We start from the raw sequence: 14812 nt of genomic DNA on the forward strand, positions 1-14812 counted from the left end.
CCGATGGCGGGCCCGGCCCGGGTCAGCCCTTCGAAGGAACGGCGGTGGCCTGTTCCTCCAACAGCCAGTTGAGGACGACAGGGAGCACGGACAGCGCATCGAAGTGCGCCGCCGCCGGCTCCAGCACCGCGGTGGCGCCCGGGATCTGCCGGGCCAGCCAGCGGGAGTGCCCGACCGGTGAGAAGACGTCCTTCTCGCCGTGCCACAGCATCACGGAGCCGGTGATGTCCGCCGGGTCGAAGCCCCATGGGGTGCAGAGCGCGATCGCGTCGTCGATCCATCCGTACGCCGAAGTGCGCAACCCCTCACTGTAGTTGCGCAGCAGCATGGAACGGATTCCGGCGTCGTTGACGATGACCCGGTCGGAGTCGGTCAGCTCCCGGCGGAGATCGTCGAGGAGCTTGACCGGATCCTGTCTGATCACTGCCGACCGGGAGATGAAGGACTCCGCGAGCCCGTCCGGGTCGGCCGCCGCCGTGGTGTACGCCAGCACATTGGATGCGGCCATCCCGTCGAACCAGTCCAGTCCGTCCGCGTCCCAGGGGGCGAGCCCGACCAGAGCGGCGGTACGGGTGACCCGGTCCGGCATCAGTGCGGCGCAGGCCAGGGCATGCGGGGCGCCGCCGGAACGGCCCACCACGGCGAACCGTTCCAGTCCGAGCGAGTCCGCGATGGCCCGCACATCCTCCACGGCGTCCGCCACGCAGCGGCCCGCCAGCCGGTCGGAGCCGCCGTAGCCCGGTCGGTCATAGGCGATGAGCTGTGTCTTGCGCTGGTACAGCACCATGCCGCGCGGCGCCGGACCGAGCCGGCTCCCGGGCATTCCGTGGAGCAGGAAGACCGGTCTCCCCTGCGGGTCGCCCAGACGCTCCACCATCAGATGCCGCCCGTCCTTTGCGCGCACCCGACTGCGCACTCCGCGCCTCCTCCACTCCGTGCGGGCACCGAGTGCCCGACTTTTCCACCGATTCGATGATGACCCATCAAAGTCCCGGGGCGGAATGGAAATTGAGGTAAATCAACAGCGAATACTGGACGGGCCCAGTCCTCACACATGGCCGACCGGACGGTCGCACGGTTTGTTCGCAAGCGGAACCGACATGGTGCGGCTCCAGGTAGGTGAACGGGGCGGGGGAGAAGCGGTGCGGTCGTGTGTTCGTCCTGAAGTCGACCGTGTGTGCTATATGCCCGGTCGGAATAGTGGACGGCTCCATCCTCCGTACCCGGGCACCCCACTTGCCCGTGCGCTGCCCCACAGGAGGTCGACGTCGAAGCATCGGCGCATATCCAGGAAGCGTGCGGTGATGGCCGGTTCGGCCGTTGTCGCCCCGGTCGCAGCAGGAATCACATTCCAGAATGCGAACGCCAGTGACGAGGTACCGCAGTTCACCGCGCGGACGCCGACGGCGAATGCGGCCGGAAAGCTCGCCACCGCCCTCGGCGACGACCTGGGCGCGACGCGGCCGGGGGACAGTCGGAACGTGAGTCAGGCGGAGGGGCGGCCTGGTCCGGGCCTCATCGGCGGCGTCGTCCACCAGGCGTACGCCGACGAGGTCCACCTCGGTCTGCACAAGAAGCCGGCGAAGCACCCGGACATGCCGAAGCCCTCCGCCGAGGCGGGAGACCGCACGGTTGCCCGGACGCCACTTGCATCGTCACGCCGCACATCGAGCAGATCCGAATATCCCGGCCCCGACCGAAGCCGTCCGCGTAGCCTGCGGCCGCAGCGCAGCGTCCCGCCGAAGGACATGCCACCGCGCCTTGCCCCGCCCGCGGGCTGATGGTGGGGACGGCGGGGCGAAGCCCTGATGGGGTGGCGCCCCGCCTCGGAACCGGAGAGGTTTCGGGCAGACGGCCGCCTCTGCGGGCCCCGCCGTCCGGCAGGTGTCCGGCCGGACGGCGTGATCCGACCGGGTCAGCCGGCCCAGACCTCGGCTTCGTCGGCCGGGACGGTGGTGGCGAGCTGCAGCTCCTTGCGGGCGGCGACCGTCTTGCCCGGGTCGATACCGGAGAAGGCCCCGTCGTAGGCGAGGTAGAAGGAGTCCGTGTCACCGGCCGAAGCGGCCTTCTCCCACGCACCGGCGGTCTTCTCCAGCCGTGCACGGAGCTTGACGGTCTCCGGCTGCTGAATGCCCTTCAGGGCCGTGAGGTGAGTGCCGAGCGCGGCGGCAACGGCCTTGGCCTGCTTTTTGTAGCCGGCCAAGTCGCCCTCGACCTGCTCGGCTTCGGGCTGGTTCGTCCACAGGGCATCGTAGACGGCGTTCGAACCCTTCAGGTATGCGAGCTGGTCGGCGTTCAGGGGCTTGCTCTTCAACGAACCGGAGAACGTGCCCGATTCCTTGGTGTACGTGCAGCTCACGGCCCGATCGCCCGCCGCCCAGCTCTCCTTGGTGGGGGAGTAGTAGTAGACGTCGACGCCCTTGGGCAGGGCCCAGGCGTCGGGGGTGAACTCCTGCGCCTTGGCCGGGCATCGTTCGTCGGCGATCTGTGCGGTTTTGTCCTCACCGGGGTAGGCCGACTGCCCGTCGATCTTGAAGTCACCGACGACCTGGCCCTGGTGCGGTTCCTCGCACGGCACGACCTCGACGGTGAACTCCTCGCTCTTGGGTGCCTTGTTGTTCGGGTTGTAGCAGTCGCCGGCCGCGAGCGAGAAGACCGATCGCTGGCGAACCACTTTCTTGGCGCCGGACTTTGCGCTGTCGAGGGCTCCGGAGCATCCCACCGCTCCGACCGAGATCAGGGCTATGGCGGCGGATATACCGCGCAGGGAACGGGACGTGACACCGAGGGACATGACGTGAGCATCCTCAAACGGAAGGGGTGTGAGCGGGTGTGCGCATCGTATGGCATGTAAGTGACAGTGCTGTGTGCGGGCGCTTCGTTGCGCCGGAGGCGGTTGTGCGGGTGGCATCCGGACGAGTTGTCGTCCGGCGCGGGGGTCGGGAGGTGTCGGGGGTGGGCTTGTGAACTCCGACGACGGGCAGTGCGGCCCGTGGAGTGACGGCCTTCTTCACCTCGTCAGCGAAAGCCATGCCCCCACGGTCCGGGGTGTTCCCTGTCTGCGCAGATGGGGCCGGGCCGAACGGCTGACCGGCTCGCCCGTCGGATGCCCCGTGCCCGGCGCGCATTGCTGCGCAGTGCGCTGTGGTTTCCCCGCCGACCCCTTGTGCGCGGAGAGTTCCCGTGCGGTGACGTTGAGTGCCGACGGGGTCATGGTGAGCCGCTGCACGGATACGCCAAATGGGTCACGCGTTCGAATCACGCCATCGATCGAGGTCGGTGGGGGTTAGAGTAATCGAACGCGCGTACGATGAATGTATAGGGCAAAAGACTCAAATGGGGTGAGTGATGGAGGTGCGGCATGGCGGGTTACGCCCATCTGCACGTCGCGTCCGGATACTCCGCCCGCTACGGTGCCGCCCATCCCGAACACCTTGTCCGGCGAGCGGCTGAGCGCGGCACGACGGCGCTCGCGCTCACCGACCGGGACACGGTCACCGGTGCCGTACGGTTCGCGAAGGCCTGCGCCGGAGCCGGGATCCGGCCGGTCTTCGGCATCGATCTGGCCGTGGAGGCCATCGCACCCCCTCCTCCGGTGCAGCGCCGCCGCACCCCGGCGCGTGGTGGCGCGCACGTCGTCGAGCCGCCCCTGCGGGTGGTGCTGCTCGCACAGAACCGGACGGGTTGGGCACGGCTGTGCCGCATCACGTCGGCCGCGCACGCGGGCACGGCGGGCGGCGCGGCCCCGGTGGTGGTGCCGTGGGAAGCGCTGCGCGAGTACGGCGGTCCCGGTCTGATCGTGCTGCTCGGACCGCTCTCGGAGCCGGTACGGGCACTGGCGGCAGGCAGGGAGGACGTCGCGGCGAAGCTGCTGGCGCCATGGCGGGAGATCTTCGGCAGCGGTGTGCGGCTGGAGGCTGTCCTGCACAGGCGGTCCGGTACGGACCCGGGATCACTGCGGCTGGCCGCCCGCACCCTGGCGCTGGCCGACCGTACCGGCACCACCGCCGTCCTCTCCAACGCCGTCCGCTATGCCGACCCGGACCAGCACCGGCTCGCCGACGTCCTCGATGCCGCGCGGCTGCTGCGCCCCATCGACCGGCGCCGCCTGGACAGCGGGCAGCGCTGGCTCAAGGGCGAAGGAGAGATGGTGCGCATCGCGCAGTTGATCGCCGAGTGTGCCGGAGCGGACGCCCGGCGGGCGGGCCGTTTGCTGGCGGACACCGCCGCCACGGCGGCCGAGTGCTCCGTCGATCCCAGGGCGGACCTGGGGCTGGGCACATCCCACTTTCCGGAACCGGAAGTGCTCGGTGTCGAGCCGGGAACGGGCGGCGCGGCACAGTTTCTGCGTCGCCGGTGCGAGGCCGGCATGGTACGGCGCGGCCTGGACCGTGACCGGGTGGCGCTCGACCGGCTGGACGAAGAGCTCGGCGTGATCTCCGAGCTGAACTACGACTCGTACTTCCTCGCCGTCGGCCAGGTCGTGGCCGACATCCGGGAGCTGGGCATTCGGGTCGCGGCCCGCGGCTCGGGCGCCGGTTCGATGGTCTGCCACGCGCTGGGCATCGCCACGGCCAACCCGCTCGACCACCGCCTGCTGTTCGAACGCTTCCTGAGCGTGCGACGGGCGTCGCTGCCCGACATCGACATCGACGTGGAGTCCGCCAGAAGGCTGGAGTGCTACGACGCGATCTTCGCCCGGTTCGGTACCGAGCGGGTGGCGGTCACCGCGATGCCCGAGACCTACCGGGCCCGCCGGGCGCTGAGGGACACCGGGCTCGCACTGGGGATCGCGCCGGCGGACGTCGACCGGATCGCCAAGAGCTTCCCGCACCTGCGGGCATCGGACATCACCGGCGCACTCGCCGAACTGCCCGAACTGCGTCAACTGGCGGCCGAAGCGAAGCGGTACGGGCCGTTGTGGGAGCTCGCCGAAGGCCTCGACTCCCTGGTTCACGGCATGGCCATGCACCCGTGCGGAGTGATCATCAGCGACGCGACGCTCCTGGACCGGCTGCCCGTGCAGCCCACCCCCCAGGGCAACTATCCGATGGCGATGGCGGCCAAGGAGGAGATCGAGGCGCTGGGCAACATCAAACTGGACGTTCTGGGGGTGCGGATGCAGTCCGCGATGGCCCACGCCGTCGCCGATATCGAACGGGTGACCGGTGACCGTATCGATCTGGACGATCCACGGCAGGTGCCGCTCGACGACGTCTTCGCGTTCAAACTCATTCAGGAGAGCCAGACCATAGGACTGTTCCAGCTCGAATCGCCCGGCCAGCAGGATCTTCTCTCGCGCCTGCAGCCCCGCGACCCGCAGGACGTCATCGCCGACATCAGTCTCTTCCGCCCCGGACCGGTTGCGGGGGGAATGCCCGAGCGGTACATCGCCGCACGTCATGGCGGTACACCGGCCTACGCCCACCCGGACCTCGAACCCGTGCTCGCCGACACCTACGGCGTGACCATCTGGCACGAGCAGGTCATCGAGACGCTGTCGGTGCTGACCGGCTGCGATCGCGCTCTGGCCGAGGTCGCCCGGCGGGCACTCGGCGACAAGCACCGACTGCCCGGGATCAAGGACTGGTTCCACCGCCGGGCGGCCGCCCGCGGTTACAGCCCTGCGGTCCGGGACCAGGTGTGGAAGACCATCGAGGCCTTCGGCGCCTACGGCTTCTGCCGGGCGCACGCGGTCGCCTTCGCCGTACCGGCTCTGCAGAGCGCCTGGCTCAAGGCGCACTACCCGGCCTTCCTGCTGGCCGGCCTTCTCGAACACGACCCCGGTATGTGGCCCAAGCGCGTCATCGTCGCCGACGCCCGCCGACGCGGCGTCCCGGTGCTGCCCGTCGACGTCAACCACTCCAGGACGAAGCACACCGTGGAGCGGGCCGACGGGGAGCAGTGGGGCGTGCGGCTCGCGCTGTCCGCGGTGCGCGGTATCAGCGAGGAGGAATGCGCGCGGATCGAGGAGGCCCAGCCCTACGGATCGCTGTCGGACTTCTGGCAGCGGGCCCGGCCCAGCCGACCGGTCGCCGAACGCCTCGCCGAGATCGGCGCGCTGAACTCCCTGCACGACGGGTGCCTCACGCGGCGGGATCTGCTGCTGCAGATCGTCGAACTCCAGCGGCAGTCCCGCGCCCGGTCCGCGAGCAAGGGCCAGTTGCCCATCGACGTGGAGGCGGTCGGCGGAGCGGAGCCGAGCGGCCTGCCGGAGATGACCGGACGCGAAGCCCTCAGCGCGGAGCTGAACACGCTCGGCATCGACGTCTCCAGGCATCTGATGGAGCATCATCACCGGCTGCTGCGGGAGATCGGTGCCACCGACGCGGCGCATCTGGCCGGAGCCCGTCCAGGCGGGCAGGTTCTCGTCGCCGGGGTACGGGCCTCGACGCAGACCCCGCCGATCGCCAGCGGCAAGCGCATCATCTTCGTCACCCTGGAGGACGGCTCCGGCCTGGTCGACCTGGCCTTCTTCGAGGACTCCCACCCCGCCTGCGCGTACACCGTCTTCCACAGCGGGCTGCTGCTGGTCCGCGGCACGGTCCAGGTGCGCGGCACCCGCCGCACCGTCGTCGGCACCATGGCCTGGGACCTGGACCGGATCGCCGTCGCCCGTCGCGATCACGGCCCCGAAGCCGCTCTCTCCCTGCTCGGAGTCAGCCATCCGCAACCGACCCCCGCGCAGCCGCGGCGCACCCTGATCAACGGCACGACAGGCGCCCGGCTGCATCCCTATGCCGACCTGCAGCCCGCCGGCAGCGGTTCAGCCGATCTGAGAAAGCTCGGCTACACCAGCCCAGGGAGCGCAGGATGACCACGCGCCGACGGCACATCGCCCACCTGCACCTGCACGCTCTGCCGTACGAAGGACGGTACGCGGACGCGATCGACCTGCTGACCGGCATCACCCCCCATGTGCAGGCGGTGTCGCCCGATGCCGTCCAGCTCGACCTGACGTCCGCGCTCAGGTACTTCGACCTCACCCCGTACGACGTGGTTCAGCTTGCGAAACTCAGACTGTTCGCCTTGTACGGCATCGAGAGCAGCGCAGGGCTCGCCGGCAACCGCATGCTGGCCACCATGGCGGCCGACGCGTCCGCGCCGGGACACACCACCTGGGTACCCGCCGAACAGGCCGCCGCCTGGCTGCGCCCCCGACCGGTCACCGCGCTGCCCGGAATCGGCCGTGCCACCGCGGCCACGCTCGGCCGGTACGGCCTGCACACCATCGGTCAGCTTGCCGACGTACCCCCGGCGACCCTGCAACGCATTCTCGGCGTCGGCCAGGCCCGACTGCTGGCCGAGCGGGCCCGCGGCCATGATTCCCGCCCGGTCGTCCCGCTGGAACCGGCGGCACATCTGATGGCCGATCTCGTGCTCGACCAGGACTGTCTCGACCCGGTGCGGCATCACCGTGCCGTCCTGGGACTCGCCGACGGGATCGGCCAACGCCTGCGTGGTGAAAGCCAGGTCACCGGCCGCCTCACGCTCACGGTGCGGTACGCCGACCGCAGCTCCACCACGCGTACGTGCACGCTGGCGGAACCCACCGACCATTCGCCCGCCCTCGTCACGGCTGCTCTGGGTCTGCTGACCGCTCTCGGGCTGCAGCGGGCGCGAGTCCGTGCTTTCGTGATCCGCGCCGACGACCTGCTGCCGGCCGCCAGGGCTCACCGCCAACTCCCCCTGGACCCCGGCGATTACCGTGCCCGTGCCGCCGAAGCCGCCGCGGACCGGGCCAGGCGGCGCTTCGGACCCGAGGCCGTACTTTCCGCCGCTCTGGCCGGCGAGCGACCCGGACCTCGGCGATGAGGATCCCCGGGGGCCGGACGCGAGCGACCTGTGGTCACGATCGCCCCGCGGGAGCGCACGGTGTCGTCTCCGCCCTGCAGCGCACGTCTTCGACGACGTGATAGGCCTCCGGGCGAGGCGTGCACGGCTGTACGCGGTCGTCGTGGATGATCGACCCGTTGCCTGACGAACCATCATATCTGTTTCGCGTGAATGCCTGATGATGCTGCGTCAGTTTTTACCGACGCGTAACTTCCCTCGCTACCTTACTCGCGCGTAATTTGGCATGAACGCATAGAGCGCGGTACCGAACATCGGTACGGAACGTCGGTAAGAACTTGTGGTCCGGGCCGCAGGGCGCATTGACATCGCAACTCCCTTGAGCCGCAAGGAGACCACACGATGCTGCCCTGGACACGTGCGCCGCGCACCCCACGTGCGCGGAGAACCCTCGCCGCACTGCTCCTCGCCGTCGCAGCGTTCGCCGCCCCCACGGCGACCGCCACCGCAGCCACCCCCGCCGCAGCCACGGCCCCCTCCCGGGGCTGGAACGACTACTCCTGCAAGCCCTCCGCAGCCCACCCCCGCCCCGTCGTCCTGGTCCACGGAACCTTCGGGAACTCGATCGACAACTGGCTCGTCCTCGCTCCGTACCTGGTCAACCGGGGCTACTGCGTCTACTCGCTCGACTACGGCCGGCTTCCCGGTGTGCCGTTCTTCAACGGCCTCGGTCCGATCGACAAATCGGCCGGTGAGCTCGCCACCTTCGTGGACCGGGTGCTCGCCGCCACCGGAGCGCCCAAGGCCGACATCGTCGGTCATTCCCAGGGCGGCATGATGCCCAACTACTACCTGAAGTTCCTCGGCGGCGCCGCGAAGGTGAATGCCATGATCGGGCTCGCCCCCGACAACCACGGCACCACCCTCCTCGGGCTGACGAAACTGCTGCCGTACTTCCCCGGCGCCGAGGACCTGCTGAACGCCGGCACGCCCGGTCTCGCGGACCAGGTCGCCGGATCCCCGTTCATCACCAAGCTCAACGCGGGCGGCGACACCGTGCCCGGCGTGCGCTACACGGTCGTCGCGACCAAGTACGACGAGGTCGTGACCCCGTACCGCACGCAGTTCCTGGACGGGCCGAACGTACGCAATGTCCTGCTCCAGGACCTGTGCCCGGTCGACCTGTCCGAGCATGTGGCGATCGGGACCGTGGACCGGATCGCGTACCACGAGGTGGCGAACGCCCTGGACCCGGCGCACGCCACCCCGACCACCTGCGCCTCGGTCATCGGCTGAGGTCTTCCGTTCGGATCATGCCGGATCCTGCGAGCCCGTCGTGATCCGAACGAGGGGCCCTGGGGCGACCGGTCGCCCTCAGTCCGTGCCGGGCAGCGATGACGGCCCGGCGGCGGACCGGGGCGAACAGTGCGGCCGCGCCCACGGCGAGCGCGGCCGCACCGCCGATCGCCAGGTACGGGGTACTGCCGTCACCACCCGTCTCGGCGAGGTTCTCGCCCGCCGGGGCGGGACCGGTGGCACTGTCCGGCTCGGGCGCGTTCGGCTCGGACGGACCGGTCCCGGACCCGGCGGCCGGAGCCGCGTCGGCGCAGGCGTAGAACGCTTCGGGGGAGTCCGAACGCTGCCAGACGGTGTAGATCAGCTGCCGCCCCGCACGTGCCGGGACGGCGCCGTCGAACAGGTACGAGCCGCTCTCCACCCTCGGGTCGGTGGCCGTGACAAAGGGCTTTGCCTCCAGGTCCGACCATTTCAGGCGCTTCGCCGGGTCGTAGCCGGCCTTGGTGAGATACAGCTCGAAGGTGCCCCTGTGCGGTGCCGTGGTTATCAGTCGGCTGCGCAGTCCCTTGGTGCGTCACACCTGATCCTCTCGATGCGAACTCTCGGCCGGCAGGTCGTTGCGGTCCAGGACGCTGGTCGTGGAGTCCTCCGGGGCCGTTGAGGGTTAGCTGCGGTTGCGGTGGTTGCTGTGCTTCGCTGCGGTACTGCACCGGTTGCCGGGTCAGATCATCTTGGGGTAACTGCCCAGGCCTGGCAGGTGTGTTCGGGCGGTCTCACGGGGCGCTTCGCCTGCCGCTGAGAACCGTGGCGATCGGGAGGGCTGCTGCCAGGCCGCTGAGCAGGACTCCGGCGAGGGCGCCCAGGATGGCGGGCTGGTCACCGAAGGCGATGCCAATTGCAGCCAGGGCAGGACCTGCGTTGCGGACCGCGGCGACGCCGCCCATGGTGGTGCGGCGCGTCGGCGGTCCGGTAGCCAGCAGTGTGCCGGCGGCGAAGGCGGCGACCGCCAGGAGGAACCCGGCGAGGAGGGCGAGTGAGCCGAGGAGGGCCACGACGTCCCGCCAGTTGCCGAGCAGCATGCCCGCCAGCACGACCAGGAACGTGACGTTGGAGACTGCGGTTGCCGGGGCGTGCCACGACCGCGCCACGTCGGTGGCGCAGTGGCGCATCAGCAGTCCGATAGCGAACGGCACGAGCTGCAGGAAGGCCACGGTCCCGACCAGTGCCCCGACGTCGAGGGAGACGTTCGTGCCGACATCGGCCGCAGTGAGGATGCCGTTGACGGTCGGTCCGAAGGTGAGGCTGCCGACGGAGGCGAGCAGTACCTGCATCGCCGCGCCCCCGACGACGTCGCCCTTCTGGACCATGGCCAGTTTCGCCCCGAAGGGACCGCCCGGCGAGGAAGCGACCAGGACGAGCGCGATGAAGGAGGCCGAGGGGAGATGGAACAGCGCGCCGAGACCCCAGCCGAGCAGCGGAATCACCACCATGTTGGTGATCAGTGCCAGCAAGAGCAGCGGAACATCGGTGAAGACGCCGCGCAGTGCTGGAACGGTGGCCCCCAGACCGGCGGCGAACATCGTGGCCGCGATGAAGATGACTGTGACGGCGTTGAGCACCATGTGCAGGGTGTCCATCAGGCTTCCCCTCGGGCGGCGGAGCACCTCAGGACGGTGCCAGGGCGCGCGTTGCGGCCGTGTCAGTCTTGAAGATCGCCGAGCCAGCGGAGGGCGCTCAGGCTTGGCAGGAAGCAGTACTCGCCACCTCGGGTGACGACGAACCGCGGCAGAGCAGCAAGGCGCCGTCGAAGCGGCCGCCGCGGAATGGTGAAGCCAGTGATGCCGTCGTGGGATCCGGTGACGGGGTCTTTGGCGCTGCCCGCACCGAAGAAGACACCATCGTTCATCCATTCCGACTGGACGAACTCGAACTGCCGTCCCAGGTGTGCGCCGATGAACGCGAACATCAGGCCGCGGTCGGCTCCGTCGTCTTCCATGACCCCGTCGGGCAGTGGCGGACCATAGACGGCGCCGCGTCTGATCATGCGGTGCAGTCGCACTTCTCCGGCCACTGAGGCATCGCGGGGGTTGGCCCGGCGGATGTGACACCCGCCGGGTGTGCTGAAACCTGCCGGGTCGTCCCGCTCGTACAGGAACGTGTTACGGCGCTGTGGGTCGACGCCGAGCTCGGGGTCGTCACGCTGCGGAGCGAGCGCCAAGGGGGCTCCGCTGCGCCAGCGCCCCATGATCTTGGCGGCGATCAGTTCCTCGTCTGCGGGCCCGGTGGCGCTGTCCTTCAGATACCGTCGGAATTCGGCGACCCTTTGGTGCAGCTTACGAAAGACGGCGTAGCTACCGTTACGCCCCAGTACGGGCGGCTGCGGCGTCTGGGCACCCCCGAGTTCGTCCGGATGACCGAGGACGAACTCGCCTGCCTTCAGAGGAACTTCCAGTCGGTTCGATCCGACGATGCCGCTGCCTTCGACGGCCGGATGGCTGACACCGTCCCGATAGCCGAAATGCTCGGTTTCGGTGGGCAGGGCGTAGCAGTCCTGCCGCCAGATCGCCATCACGCCTGGAAGTCGGTCGTAGGCCGGTCGGGCCCGCTCGACCGCCGCCTCCAACTGCAGCGGGTCGGGTGCGACCGCTGCGATCACCACGTGGACGTCGGGGCTGCCAAGCGGTGCTTCCCAATTCTCCGGAGCGCTCTCGCCCACGTCGCCCAGTGCTTTGGCGCGGGCAGACATCCCCTGTCGGAACTCCCACGCGAAGGTGTCCAACGACGAACGTGGCACGCCGAGCGCAGCCAGGCCGGTGCAGGTGACCGCGACACTGACCCAGGTCTCCCCCAAGGGGCTGGCCGAGTCCGCGGCGGACGTCACTGCCGCGGACGCCCTGCGCATCAACTCCCGTCCCTGGGCCCGGTCGTCGATACGAAAGGCGAGGTAGGTCGCGGCGTAGGGGGTCGGCCGAGGACTGAGCACCCCCCGTTGAATGTCGTCCAGCTCCAGTTCGACGCCCCTGGGCCCGATCACGGTTGGCCTCCTTGCTGCACTAATTCGAGACGAGGTTGCGCCAGAAATTCCGCAGGCTGTCATCACCGCCGAACAAGGAGCTGAAGATCGTCGAGTCCGCCAGCAGCACATCGGCCGCTCGGCCACCGCTCGGAGGCATCCACAAGAACATGTTGAACTCGGTGTTGCCCGCTTCGGTGAAGGGATGCGGCCGGGAGGTGTCGATCGGCTGCCTGGCGAGCACGTGGATGGTGTCCGGATCGTTCGTCGTCACGTCGTAGTGCGGCAGATGCATGTGGAAATTGAAGTTGGTCACCCCGTCCAGCCAGCCCTTCGGGTCCAGGTCCCTGACCGTGGACAAGGGGGCGATCTGGTTGCTCTCACTCGTGGCGGGGCGCAGGCCGTAGCGGTTCACGACCGGCACCCCCAGGCCCTTCATCAAATCCCTGACGAACGTGGCGAACCGCTGCTGCCGGGGGACCAGCAGATCACCGTGGTGGCGGTACTCCACCTCCCGTACCGACAGGTCGTCCGAGGCGCCGACGTCGTGATGGGGCCCCAGGACGAGGCAGGCGTCCTCTCGGGCGAGGAAGGCCTGCAAGGCCTCGATTTCCCCCGGCTGCGCCTCCTGGCCGGTGATCATGTGGTCCAGTCCGAACACGAACAAGACATCCGTGTCGGCCAGCACTCGCTCATCGAGGGGGGTGCGAAAGCCTGCCTGGTCGATGCGTTGGTACACCGGGACGGAATGTCCCGTCACTTCTTCGACGAACTCCTGGAACGGCACCCAGGCCCAGAAGAACAGCTCCAGGGATCCCGCGATCCCCTGCTGGAACTGATAGGGGTCCGACCACTTCGGGTCTTCGTAGGCCGGCCACGCGACCCGCCTGACCTCCGTCATCGTGGAGAAGCGATTGTCCAGCTCGGCCGTGTTCCGGCCTGCCTCGGCCGGATAGCTCCACGAGACGTAGATACTCACCCGTCGCCCACCGGGGGTGCGCTCCCGAGGGATGTGGTTCTGGTTGTACGTCCGTGCGGTCTTGACCTCGTTCATCTCAGCAAGCCTTCACTGAAGCTGGTCGAGCATGTCCGACAGAGCCCTCTTGATCCGCAAAGCCTTCTTGATTTCGTCTGCCGATACGTACGGATACTCCCCGTACTCGATGAAGCTCGGACATTGATGTTCGCGTACGAACCTGACGAACGCCTCAGGGTTGGTCCGCCAGTCCTCGGGGAAACCTTCAAGGTTCTCAAAAACCGTGCTCACGCCCGCCTTGGTGAAAAGCGCGATCGCGTCCTCGGTGTACTTGTCGAAATCAGTGTCGAAGATCCCCTGGTACATGAAACGCGTGTCGTCGTCGAAGAGTACCCAACGCAGATAGTGCAGCTTCAGCGGCGCGAGAAGATGCGGATCTTTCTCCAGCGCCTTGGCCAGTGTGTAGCCGTACTCCCTTACCGCGTCAGCTCGGCCCGGCTTGACATTCGCGATCACGGTGAACCCGTAGCACGCCGGGGTCTTCGGAAAAACGGGGCCGTACTTCCCCTGTTCGAGAAGCTCGGTTTCCTTGGGGATGACGGCTGCCTGCGGCTTGATCTCCATGTTCGCTCCTCCCGTCAACTAGCGGTCGCGGCCAACCCCTATGCTGGCATGCGACCTCTCGATTTTCCTGGAGCGCAACGCGACCGACATGTCCTGTGCCACCCACTGAAAGAAGCCGTCCGGATACGATGGCTGGTCGATGAAAATCGCCATGGAGCGGTTGGAATAGGGCCACCTTTGAGTTTCCAGGTCGGTGGAACTGCTTTGGGCTGGAGCTGCTTTGGCGCGAGTGATCATGGCCCGTAGGCTTCCGGCGCGTCAGGCAGTCTGTGGACCTGCCCGGTAAAGCACGACGTTGGGGCCACGAACTGCGAGGCTCGCGCCAAAGTGGCTGCCTGAGGGCTGTCCAAGAAGGGGCTCAGAAAAGTCCACCGGTGAGTGCGGTGACGGCTTCATGAGGTCCGGCCGCAGAACCGGGCGACCGACGCTCAGGATCTGGTTCAACGAGAGGTAAGCCCACACGCACTCGGCAGAGTTGTTGCTCACGACCGCCACGCGCCGACCCGACTCGCGCGCGGCCGAGGAGGACACCGCCACGGTCCGGGGCGGCGATGCGGCCCTCTCCGTACGTGCACGAAGGACCCACCCGTAGGTCATGGCCGGGGCCCTCGTACCGTGCTTCCATGAACGCCGACACGTCCGACGAGATCCGCCTCGCCGCCCCGGCCGACGTCCCCGTGGTACGGGCCGTCACCGATGCCGCCTACCGGCACTACATCGCGCGCATCGGCGTCGTCCCCGCACCCATGCGTGCGGACCATGCGGCGGATGTGGCGGCGGGCCGGGTGTACGTGACGGGGGCCCCGGAGGTCATCGGCGTCCTGGTCCTCGTCCCGCACGAGGACCACCTCTTCCTGGAGTCCGTCGCCGTCCACCCGGACGCGGCCGGCCGGGGAGTCGGCCGACGGCTGCTCGCCTTCGTGGACGCGCATGCCCGCAGCCTCGGCCTTCCCGAGATCCGCCTCTACACCAACGCGCTGATGTGGGAGAACCAGAAGATCTACCCGCGCTACGGGTACGAGCTGGTGGAGCGGCGCGTGGACGGCGTCTACGACAGGTTCCACTACCGCAAGCGGCTGACCCGCTGACCGGCCGACCGACTGATCGAC

At 68.6% G+C, this 14812-nt stretch carries 11 protein-coding genes and 2 pseudogenes; 5 read left to right on the plus strand and 8 right to left on the minus strand.

Annotated features, from left to right (window positions below):
• Positions 1–22 precede the first annotated feature (22 nt).
• Positions 23–916 (minus strand): alpha/beta fold hydrolase, encoded by an 894-nt coding sequence (locus tag ACFU6I_RS03045; RefSeq protein ID WP_384360713.1) that lies wholly within the window; start codon positions 914–916, stop codon positions 23–25.
• 268 nt (positions 917–1184) lie between these two features.
• Between ACFU6I_RS03045 and ACFU6I_RS03050 the strand changes: the two are divergent.
• Positions 1185–1464 (plus strand): annotated as a pseudogene (locus ACFU6I_RS03050) (S1 family peptidase); the annotation flags it as partial.
• Between the two features lie 451 nt (positions 1465–1915).
• Here the strand turns inward: ACFU6I_RS03050 and ACFU6I_RS03055 are convergent.
• A complete protein-coding gene (locus ACFU6I_RS03055) occupies positions 1916–2794 on the minus strand; it encodes a septum formation family protein (protein WP_384360715.1) in 879 nt (292 codons plus the stop codon).
• A 567-nt stretch (positions 2795–3361) separates the two neighbouring features.
• On the opposite strand from ACFU6I_RS03055, the gene ACFU6I_RS03060 reads away from it, so the two are divergent.
• The 3 genes from ACFU6I_RS03060 (at position 3362) to ACFU6I_RS03070 (ending at position 9090) form a co-directional block, all read left to right on the plus strand.
• The gene (locus tag ACFU6I_RS03060) at positions 3362–6817 is read left to right on the plus strand and encodes a DNA polymerase III subunit alpha (RefSeq protein ID WP_384360717.1); all 3456 of its coding nucleotides are present in this window, start codon (positions 3362–3364) and stop codon (positions 6815–6817) included.
• Entirely contained in the window at positions 6814–7815 is a 1002-nt protein-coding gene (locus ACFU6I_RS03065) for an ImpB/MucB/SamB family protein (RefSeq protein ID WP_384360719.1), read from the plus strand. Before ACFU6I_RS03060 ends, ACFU6I_RS03065 begins: the two co-directional genes overlap by 4 nt.
• A gap of 381 nt (positions 7816–8196) precedes the next feature.
• On the plus strand, positions 8197–9090 hold the full coding sequence (locus tag ACFU6I_RS03070; protein ID WP_384360721.1) for an esterase/lipase family protein: 894 nt from the start codon (positions 8197–8199) through the stop codon (positions 9088–9090).
• 103 nt (positions 9091–9193) lie between these two features.
• Here the strand turns inward: ACFU6I_RS03070 and ACFU6I_RS03075 are convergent.
• The 6 genes and pseudogenes from ACFU6I_RS03075 to ACFU6I_RS03100 form a co-directional block, all read right to left on the minus strand.
• Positions 9194–9643 (minus strand): annotated as a pseudogene (locus ACFU6I_RS03075) (lytic polysaccharide monooxygenase); the annotation flags it as partial.
• A 220-nt stretch (positions 9644–9863) separates the two neighbouring features.
• Positions 9864–10727, minus strand: a complete 864-nt coding sequence (locus ACFU6I_RS03080; RefSeq protein WP_384360723.1) for a hypothetical protein — start codon at positions 10725–10727, stop codon at positions 9864–9866.
• A gap of 62 nt (positions 10728–10789) precedes the next feature.
• Positions 10790–12235 (minus strand): Dyp-type peroxidase, encoded by a 1446-nt coding sequence (locus tag ACFU6I_RS03085; RefSeq protein WP_384360907.1) that lies wholly within the window; start codon positions 12233–12235, stop codon positions 10790–10792.
• Positions 12144–13157 carry a hypothetical protein gene (locus ACFU6I_RS03090; protein ID WP_384360725.1) on the minus strand — a complete coding sequence of 338 codons (1014 nt, stop codon included), beginning with the start codon at positions 13155–13157 and terminating at the stop codon, positions 12144–12146. Before ACFU6I_RS03090 ends, ACFU6I_RS03085 begins: the two co-directional genes overlap by 92 nt.
• Before the next feature lie 12 nt (positions 13158–13169).
• Positions 13170–13703 (minus strand): hypothetical protein, encoded by a 534-nt coding sequence (locus ACFU6I_RS03095; RefSeq protein ID WP_384360727.1) that lies wholly within the window; start codon positions 13701–13703, stop codon positions 13170–13172.
• An 18-nt stretch (positions 13704–13721) separates the two neighbouring features.
• Complete coding sequence (locus ACFU6I_RS03100; protein WP_384360730.1) at positions 13722–13940, minus strand: hypothetical protein; 219 nt, start codon at positions 13938–13940, stop codon at positions 13722–13724.
• A gap of 386 nt (positions 13941–14326) precedes the next feature.
• On the opposite strand from ACFU6I_RS03100, the gene ACFU6I_RS03105 reads away from it, so the two are divergent.
• On the plus strand, positions 14327–14791 hold the full coding sequence (locus ACFU6I_RS03105) for a GNAT family N-acetyltransferase (RefSeq protein WP_384360732.1): 465 nt from the start codon (positions 14327–14329) through the stop codon (positions 14789–14791).
• The last annotated feature ends 21 nt before the right edge of the window (positions 14792–14812 follow it).

The sequence above is a fragment of the Streptomyces sp. NPDC057486 genome (genome assembly GCF_042802415.1).
GTDB classification, from domain to species: Bacteria; Actinomycetota; Actinomycetes; order Streptomycetales; family Streptomycetaceae; genus Streptomyces; species Streptomyces yanii.

Coding starts and splice junctions, on each gene's coding strand:
- ACFU6I_RS03100 (WP_384360730.1), bottom strand. CDS start 13,940: ATGATCACTCGCGCCAAAGCAGCTCCAGCCCAAAGCAGTTCCACCGAC.
- ACFU6I_RS03080 (WP_384360723.1), bottom strand. CDS start 10,727: ATGGACACCCTGCACATGGTGCTCAACGCCGTCACAGTCATCTTCATC.
- ACFU6I_RS03055 (WP_384360715.1), bottom strand. CDS start 2,794: ATGTCCCTCGGTGTCACGTCCCGTTCCCTGCGCGGTATATCCGCCGCC.
- ACFU6I_RS03090 (WP_384360725.1), bottom strand. CDS start 13,157: ATGAACGAGGTCAAGACCGCACGGACGTACAACCAGAACCACATCCCT.
- ACFU6I_RS03105 (WP_384360732.1), top strand. CDS start 14,327: ATGAACGCCGACACGTCCGACGAGATCCGCCTCGCCGCCCCGGCCGAC.
- ACFU6I_RS03095 (WP_384360727.1), bottom strand. CDS start 13,703: ATGGAGATCAAGCCGCAGGCAGCCGTCATCCCCAAGGAAACCGAGCTT.
- ACFU6I_RS03060 (WP_384360717.1), top strand. CDS start 3,362: ATGGCGGGTTACGCCCATCTGCACGTCGCGTCCGGATACTCCGCCCGC.
- ACFU6I_RS03065 (WP_384360719.1), top strand. CDS start 6,814: ATGACCACGCGCCGACGGCACATCGCCCACCTGCACCTGCACGCTCTG.
- ACFU6I_RS03085 (WP_384360907.1), bottom strand. CDS start 12,235: ATGTGCTGCTGGCGGACTCGACGATCTTCAGCTCCTTGTTCGGCGGTG.
- ACFU6I_RS03070 (WP_384360721.1), top strand. CDS start 8,197: ATGCTGCCCTGGACACGTGCGCCGCGCACCCCACGTGCGCGGAGAACC.